The sequence below is a fragment of the Pauljensenia sp. UMB3104 genome (assembly GCF_030217285.1).
GTDB lineage: Bacteria > Actinomycetota > Actinomycetes > Actinomycetales > Actinomycetaceae > Pauljensenia.
On the sequence record NZ_JASONN010000194.1, the window covers coordinates 1 to 302 of the forward strand.

Here is a 302-nt window from a genome sequence, read left to right on the forward strand (position 1 = left end):
TTCGTCCAATCTCATAAATCCTGTAATTAAATCAATATTAGGTGCTACAGATATAATGTCTACTTCTCCACCCATATATACATTAGCAATAGTACCTTTTGTAGGATAAATATTAAAATAATGTGTAAGATTACACTGATGGTCTTCATCAGCTGCCAGGACTTTATAACCTTGTTCTGCTAACTCAGCAGCCATCATCAATAACGCAGTTGTTTTCCCTGCTCCTCCCTTTATAGCTGCAAATGTAATAATTTTCATCTAACTTCTCCTTGCATTATAATTATAAACATATACCTTTCTAT

The 302-nt window shown here is 33.1% G+C and carries 1 protein-coding gene; it reads right to left on the minus strand.

Annotation, left to right across the window (positions count from 1 at the left end):
• The coding region (locus QP415_RS11340) for a ParA family protein (protein ID WP_285100136.1) at nucleotides 1-258 on the minus strand (258 nt) is incomplete at its 3' end.
• Nucleotides 259-302: the final 44 nt, after the last annotated feature.